Source organism: Desulfococcus sp., from assembly GCF_050178255.1.
Lineage (GTDB): Bacteria > Desulfobacterota > Desulfobacteria > Desulfobacterales > Desulfococcaceae > Desulfococcus > Desulfococcus multivorans.
Genome location: NZ_JBFXGG010000171.1, coordinates 1 through 4,614, shown reverse-complemented (window position 1 = coordinate 4,614; position 4,614 = coordinate 1). Strand labels below are relative to the sequence as shown.

The 4,614-nt window shown below is 60.9% G+C and carries 4 protein-coding genes; 2 read left to right on the top strand and 2 right to left on the bottom strand.

Annotation, left to right across the window (positions count from 1 at the left end; genetic code table 11):
• Positions 1-270, bottom strand: a 270-nt coding sequence (locus AB7S84_RS16610) for a hypothetical protein (RefSeq protein WP_428155867.1), incomplete at its 3' end; no start/stop codon positions are given.
• Between the two features lie 512 nt (positions 271-782).
• Positions 783-2,033, bottom strand: a complete 1,251-nt coding sequence (locus tag AB7S84_RS16605) for a putative sulfate/molybdate transporter (RefSeq protein WP_428155865.1) — start codon at positions 2,031-2,033, stop codon at positions 783-785.
• 237 nt (positions 2,034-2,270) lie between these two features.
• Between AB7S84_RS16605 and AB7S84_RS16600 the strand changes: the two genes are divergently transcribed.
• Positions 2,271-3,347: a TOBE domain-containing protein gene (locus AB7S84_RS16600; RefSeq protein ID WP_428155863.1), complete on the top strand. Its 1,077-nt coding sequence runs from the start codon at positions 2,271-2,273 to the stop codon at positions 3,345-3,347.
• 19 nt (positions 3,348-3,366) lie between these two features.
• Complete coding sequence (locus tag AB7S84_RS16595) at positions 3,367-4,314, top strand: D-2-hydroxyacid dehydrogenase (RefSeq protein ID WP_020875306.1); 948 nt, start codon at positions 3,367-3,369, stop codon at positions 4,312-4,314.
• Positions 4,315-4,614 lie beyond the last annotated feature (300 nt).

Here is a 4,614-nt window from a genome sequence, read left to right as displayed (position 1 = left end):
AGCGTCAACATGCTCAACAACGCAAAAAACCATGGTGTTCGCCTGTCCTCGCCATACGCCTGCAAAAGCGTATCCGACGGAGGGGAAAACCTTCCGGGTCGAGACTCGCCGATGTTGTTCACATAAAGACCGCCTGAATTCGTATTCACCTGTTTCATTCAATCCTCTCTTTTCATAGGTAGACATAATATGACGCAACTTTCGACTGTCATATGCCGGTGCCGGAAGGATACGGCCCGCGCCGGAGCCGCTGATTTCATCAACGATCAATCTGCCGTGAAGCCTGGATCTCAAACCGTTGCGGCCTGCATATGTTAGAGACGAAACCCATTATATCCATTCTCTTGTAATAACTATTTTTATACCCTTCAGTCGCCGTGTAGATCAGCAATATGCATGCCTTTATAGGGTTTTATTAGAAAGCAAACGGGCCTGAGGCGCCGGACAGGCATTCACGATGGGGGTTGAGGCGGATGGTGCTGGAAAAACCGACGGATCAGCGAAGGATGTGGGTGGCGGTTTGATCGGATACGGTAGGGTGTTGTCTTCCAAATTTTGTTGCGAAACCGACAAATTCTGTCACAAAGGGTCGGACCGTGACCACATAGCGGTATCAAAGGAAGGGAATATCAGAGGCTGAAGACTCGACTTTCATAGGCCGGTGCCGGTCACCATCATGAAAGTCGACAGTCGAGTGAAGACTGAAAGAACCTAAACGTTCCCTACGTCACAGATGCATCCTTTCAGCCTTCAGTCTTCAGCCTTCGGCCTAAACGATCAGCCTAAACATTCAGCCTTTCGGATTTAAGCGCATAGGCAACGGCGATGCCCACCAGGAATCCCACCGCCAGGTTGGCGGCCAGGGTGATGCCCACCACCAGGAGCGGCACGAACATCTCCTTTCGGGTTTTCATGTCCAGGAGCGTGAGGCCCAGCTGGGCGCCGGCAAAGATCAGGAGCACCCCCAGGGCCGACATGGGCAGCAGATGGATGACGCCCATGAGATGTTCCCCCAGAAAAAGCGCCAGGGCGATGAAGACCGCGCCGATGATGAGGTTGGACCCGCCGGTGCGGGCGCCGAAGCGATATCGGGAGGCGAGGCCGCCGGCGCCGTGGCACATGGGCATGCCCCCCAGAAAAAAGCTCATCAGGTTGGCCAGGGCCATGCTGATGCAGAGCGCCTTGTAGGTGACCCGGCGGCCCTCCCGGGGGAAATACTGGTGGGAGAGATCGGCGTTGGCCATGACGGCGTTCCCGAGGGTCATGGGAATCTGCGGCAGCACCAGCACGAGAAGGGCGAAGGTGAAATCGCCCGAGGAGGGCATGCCGTAGGGCAGGAGATCGGGCAGGTAAATCCCGAACCGCATCCCACCGAGCCCCTCCCCCGTCCCCAGGAAGAGGCCGGTCAGAATGCCCGCCCCCACCACGACGATGGCCGCGGGCAGGCGCCTGTTGTCCAGGAGGATGAGGGTGAGAACCCCCAGAATCCCCCCCACCACCCATCCCAGGGGGATCGGCCCCAGGGCCTGGACGGCAAGATACGGCTCCGCCGCCTGCCGCAATGCCTGGAAGCCCGACGTGCCCAGGATCAGCCTGACGCCCTGGGTCACCAGGAGAACGCCGGTGGAGAGCTGCACCCCCCGGATCACGGGCCTGGGGATGTATCGGCCGATCAGGGTGATGATGCCGGTCGCGCCGATGACCAGCAGGAACAGGAATATCCAGAGACTGGACGCCTGGATCTGGCCCGCGGTGATGCCGGTGGCCACGGCATATGCGCCGATCACCTTCATGGGCTCCACCGGGCTGGTGACCCTGAAGTATAGGCCGGCAAAGACATAATAGAGCCCCACCCCCAGAAAGAGGCCCAGCGGACTGAGGCCGTTGATCAGGATCATGCCGACGGCCAGGGGCAGGATGGTGCCCAGATCCCCCAGGGAGCCCGCCAGCTCCATCCGGTTGAAGCGGTATGCCCGCCACCAAGGCGCGCCGGCGGCACCGGATTCTTCCAGGATCGGTTGATGCATGTTCATGACGCTCTCCGAAATCGTTTTGGACGGGCGACGGCATCGCCCGTCGGGTTGTTGACGGCTTTATTGACAAATCAACACGATTATATTATTTATCGTGATAGTCATACCGGCCCCTTGAAAATTTGTCAAGGCTATTCTATTCATGGGCGAAATGCACCGGCTTCGGCCGGCCCGACCCACACCCACAGGATTCATTACAGGGTGCATCATCGAGGGCGTATGAAAACACGGAAAGGCATGAAACCGAAAGCATCCGAGGCGACCGGGACGGGTTCCCCGCCGGAAGAAGGCCCCGCCCGTCGCATACGCCCCATGCCGGACCCGGACAAAACCCTCGACTCGATCCAGCTCGATGCACTGGAGCAGTCCTTTCGCAAGTGGATCACGGCGACACCGCGCCGCGACGTGCGCCGGTCCCGCCGCCGCATCTTTCTCATCTTTCTGATCATCCGATACTCCGGGGGAAAACTGAGCGAGGTGCTGGGCCTCGATCCCACCCGGGACATCGATTTTGAAGACCGATTCGTGCGCCTGGGCCGCCCGCCGCGGCAGGTGCAGCTCTCCGAAACCCTCCTTGCGGAGATCCAAAGGCTCATCGCCGAATCCGCCGCCGAAGACGGGCCGCGACAACTGCTCGACATGGACCCCGGCTTTGTCCGGCGCAAATTCTATGAGCGCGCCGAAGCCTGCGGGATCCCCAAGCAGCTGGGGGCGCCCGAGATTCTCCGCAAGTCCCGGGCGGTGGAATGGATGCAGAACCATATGCCGCTTCCGGTGGTTCAGCGGCTTCTGGGTCATAGCACGCCCAATCTGACAAGCGCCTACGTCGCCTTTTCCGAAGCGGAGATCCAACAGGCGACCCGGCACTTCATGGAAAAGGAATCCGCCCGCAGCACCAGCGCCCGGAACGCCTTTTTCGGCAAGATTCAGACGATTCAACAGGGCGATATCCAGTCTCGCGTCGAGATGTTGACCCTGGGGGGGCACCGCATCACCACGGTGATCACCAACGACAGCCTGAAGCGGCTGGAGCTGGGGCCGGGACGGCTCATCACGGCCGAAATCAAGGCCCCCTGGGTGATGCTCCATCAGGGGGACGACCCCCGGGGATGGAGCGCCGACAACCGGATCGAGGGGCGCGTGGAGCGGATCACGACCGGTGAAATCAACACGGAATGCATCGTCCGGATCTCCGACGGCACCGCGGTCTGCGCCGTCGTGACCACCGAAAGCGCCCGGCGTCTGGCCCTGGCGGAAGGAGACGCGATCTGGGTGGTGTTCAACAGCCATTCGGTGGTCCTCCTCTCGGACTGACCCCAATGAAAGGCAGAAGATGACAATCTCTTCCGACACCCTTCTCATCCTGTCCCGAAGCGCAGCCCGGTATGACCGGTTGTTGGCGTCCAAATGTCCGGAAACCATGGAACGGTACGTTTTTCAACGCCCGGAGGCGGCCCGGGAGGCGGTCCGCCGGGCGACCATCGTCCTGGGCGACCCCGACCTGGCGGCGGGACTTCTGACAGAGGCCCCCGCGCTTCGATGGTTCCAATCCACCTTCGCCGGCGTGGACGCCCTGCTCCCCCTCCCCTCGAAACGGATCGCTCTGACCCGGGTCGAGGGCGTTTTCGGCCCCGCCATGAGCGAGTATGTCTTCGGCTATGTTCTGTCCCTGGCGCGAGGCCTTTTCAAGGCCCGGGAAAACCAGGTCCGGCAGGTATGGCAAAGGATCCCCTACCAGCGCCTGGCCGGCAGACGGATGGGCATCTGCGGTATGGGGGACATCGGCCGTCACCTGGCGAAAACGGCCCGCCATTTCGGTATGACGGTCTGGGGGTATCGGCTGCGGCCGGCAGCCTGTCCCGAGGCGGACCGCCTCTTTCACCCGGACGAATTCCACGCCTTTCTCGCGGGCGCCGACGTGGTGGTCGTCACCCTCCCCCTCACCCCCGCCACCCATGGGCTGTTCGATGAAGCGGCCTTTGCGGCCATGAAGCCCACGGCCCTGCTCATCAACGTCGGCCGCGGCCCCGTAGTGTCGGAGAAGGCCCTTGTCCGGGCCGTGCGGGAGGGTCGGATCGGCGGCGCCGTGCTGGACGTCTTCGAAACGGAGCCGCTTCCGGCGGATAGCCCCCTGTGGACCCTGCCGGAGGTCTTCATCACCCCTCATCAGGCCGCCGTCAGCTTCGCCGAGGAGATCGTCGGCATCTTCCTGGAGAACTACCGCCGCTTCAAGGCGGGCCGCCCCCTCAAATACGTCGTCGATCCCGACCGCGGCTACTGAACGTGAACCCACATTATTCAGGAGGGTGTTAAAGTTTTATGGTTTTATGGTTTTATGGTTTTATGGTTTTATGTGATTATGTGATTATGTGATTATGTGGTTATGTGGTTATGTGGTTATGTGATTTCAGACATACGCCTTCAGCCTTCAGTCTTCAGTCTTCAGCCTTCAGTCTTCAGTCTTCAGTCTTCAGTCTTTCGAGGAACGCTCGTTCAGGGCGCAGGTGCCGATGGGGATGCGGGTGACGGCTGCCGCGCCGTCGTCGAAGCAGACGGCCACGTCCCGTCCCGGAGCACGCGG

Bases quoted from the DNA above. Each gene is read 5' to 3' on its own strand.
- AB7S84_RS16605 (WP_428155865.1), bottom strand. From the start codon at position 2,033: ATGAACATGCATCAACCGATCCTGGAAGAATCCGGTGCCGCCGGCGCG.
- AB7S84_RS16600 (WP_428155863.1), top strand. From the start codon at position 2,271: ATGAAACCGAAAGCATCCGAGGCGACCGGGACGGGTTCCCCGCCGGAA.
- AB7S84_RS16595 (WP_020875306.1), top strand. From the start codon at position 3,367: ATGACAATCTCTTCCGACACCCTTCTCATCCTGTCCCGAAGCGCAGCC.